This window comes from Anaerosporobacter sp. (assembly GCF_965301125.1).
In genome coordinates this window covers 1-2,802 of the sequence record NZ_CBDLAM010000314.1, presented here as the reverse complement: position 1 = coordinate 2,802, position 2,802 = coordinate 1, and the positions used below count along the sequence as shown (strand labels likewise).

Below are 2,802 nucleotides of genomic sequence, written 5' to 3'. Positions count from 1 at the left end.
ATAACCAATATTCTTTTTTATTTACCTATTGACTTTTGATAGTTGGTCTTTCATAATATTTCATTTTAGGCAAATGCCTATATATCATCATTATCTTTAACTAAGGATTTTGATTAAATCATCCGTTCCCAATTTACTATAATTTCTGAGTATACATGCATTATACATTATTTATTTATGAATTTCTGTTGTTTTTACAACAAAATAAATATTTAATATTTATACCATATTTACTTTACGAATAAATCCTATATTAAAGTTGAATACTACATATAAAAATATACAAGGAGGCTATAGTTATGTCAATCAATCCTTTTGATATGCATCCGAAAAACATCGATGATACATTCCTTGATTTCAAAGAATTATATCCCCAATCATACGATAAAGATGCAACAGATCCTTATACCAAAACCCGTATCATATTGATGAATGGTACTGAATTTGAGGCTGTTTGGTTTTCTCATCAATTCTCCCGTCATTGTAATAATAATGATATCCGAAGAGAACTTGCTTCTATCAGATATATCGAACAACAACAGCAAAAACGTGTCAGTAATCTAAAGCCAATTAATGAGACAATTCTAGAAACTACAATTGGATATGAACAACTTGCAGTTGACTTAACTAGTATATTAGCAAAAGAGGAAAAAGATCCCTGCGTTAAAAAAGCTCTTGATTTTGCTTTATTAGAAGACTTTGATCACTTATATCGTTATGCTAATTTATTAGAAATGGAACATCATATCTACGCTGATAAGTTAGTAGGCAAATATACCGAAATTATGCCTGGCCGTCCAACCATCGCTGAACATCGCTATCCTGCTGATAATATAAAACCATTTATCAATAGCAAAACGGCTGATCCATTAACCAAACTGAATGTAAATATCATAACTGCTGCTGAACAGCAAACTATGAACTATTATATGAATGTCAGTTGCTTCTATACTTCGGATATTGGACGTAGATTATATCAAGAGATTGGACTTGTTGAAGAAGAACATGTTACACAATATGGTGGTTTAATCGATACCAATTGCACATGGTTAGAAAACTTATTAATGCATGAATATACAGAATGTTATCTATATTACTCCTGTTTTGAAACAGAGTGTGATCCTTATATTAAAAAAATTTGGGAACAACAATTCGAACAAGAAGTAGCCCACCTTCATAAAGCGGTTGAGATGTTGAAGATATACGAAAGTAAAGAATGGCAACAAGTAATTCCGAATGGTCAGTTTCCTAAACTCCTTTCCTTAGGTTCTAACATTGATTATGTACGTAAAATTCTTGAGACAGTACGGCTCACTGGAAAGCTAGAAGATTATGTTCCTATTTCAAGTCTGCCAGATGATGATATTTTCTTCAGATATCAAAACAATATAATTAAAACTGTGGAAGATGTTCCAAGCCACGATATAATAGAAAAATATATTTCTAAAGAAGGACAAGACTACCGTTTTCAGGTAGAACCACATCCAATCGAAGCATTACAAAATCGTAATGTTGATAATACCACAATTGGTCGTACGAAAAGTGAATAATACTAAAAAAACAGTTACACCTAAATTATGAGCCTAGGTGTAACTGTTTTCAAGTTATATCATTTAGATAATTATTTTTCCTCCAATAATCGAATATAATGATTTGCTTCTCTTAAAACATGATCTGCTAATAATGGAAGAATTAAACTACGAATTTTACATTCTTCAATACCTTTTGCTCCAGCCATTTTAAAATCACGATATTTCTTTGTCTCCTCAAGAGTCTCATCAGTTACAGAATCAATCGTCATATCTGTCATATTCCTTGCCTCTGACAATAATTGTGCATACTGATTTGCAAAATCATCTGCTGTCATAATCAATTCGTTTTCTGTAGGATCTAATAATCCTCTAATGAACAATGCATGCTCCATCATAATTTGGTTCCAGAATAATTCTATATCTCTCATACTTTCTGGATTTACATTACCTTCTTCTAGATTCATAATATACTTTTGATACAGTTTCGCTTCTCGTATGATATGCTCAATTAACAATGGGTAATTCATGGTAAACATCTTACAATTTAACACATTTTCTAGAGTGAATTCTTTAAAGGAAATTAATCCTTCTAACAACTGTAAGCTTCTTTGATTTATTTGACTAACCGCATTTGTTAAATTAGAATCAATCCTCTTACCTCTCCTATTGTTGTTCCATAATTTTTCTTCTAGAATTGTAATATTACTATCAATATTACTACCTGTTAACATACTTGACTGTTTTTCTGCATCTAAGGTAAATTCAGTTATTACTTCTCCAGATTCAAATACCGTATCACTAACAACTCCTTGGCTGCAACAAATAACGTCATACAATAAATCTTCAAATGCCATCTTAAAATTGCTTGCTTCTTTTATAAAATTAGTGTTTGCCTGGGTATACCCAACTTCTAAGAAAAATGAATGCTCTTTCATAATTCTACCAAAAAACAAATGCAATTCCAAAGAGGATTCTACATAGTTATCCATACTTACTCCTTATATAATATAATCATACTATTAAGTATATGCACAACATTTATACAAGGTACTCATAAGGCAGGATACTCCCGTGAACTTAACATCTCTTTTGTTCTATGGCTTAGCTGAATACCACTGATTGTTATAATACCACCATTCACCAGACGTTCGTGATAAATCTGCAGTCTGATTACCATTGAAATTAAAAATCAAGTTTGTACTTACTGCATCTTCAAATGTATACGTATACCAGTTATCTCCTTCAGAAGTCATGCTTTCTCCTGGCCATA

Annotated in this window: 3 protein-coding genes; 1 reads left to right on the top strand and 2 read right to left on the bottom strand. The window is 31.4% G+C overall.

Annotated features, from left to right (window positions below; all coding sequences use genetic code 11):
• The first annotated feature begins 299 nt into the window (after nucleotides 1–299).
• Nucleotides 300–1,550: a hypothetical protein gene (locus ACW2QF_RS19235; RefSeq protein ID WP_455717632.1), complete on the top strand. Its 1,251-nt coding sequence runs from the start codon at nucleotides 300–302 to the stop codon at nucleotides 1,548–1,550.
• A 71-nt stretch (nucleotides 1,551–1,621) separates the two neighbouring features.
• Here the strand turns inward: ACW2QF_RS19235 and ACW2QF_RS19230 are convergent, their stop codons facing one another.
• Nucleotides 1,622–2,521, bottom strand: coding sequence for a DUF2935 domain-containing protein (locus tag ACW2QF_RS19230; RefSeq protein WP_455717631.1), 900 nt, complete (start codon nucleotides 2,519–2,521; stop codon nucleotides 1,622–1,624).
• A 105-nt stretch (nucleotides 2,522–2,626) separates the two neighbouring features.
• On the bottom strand, nucleotides 2,627–2,802 hold a 176-nt coding region (locus tag ACW2QF_RS19225; protein ID WP_455717633.1), incomplete at its 5' end, for a starch-binding protein.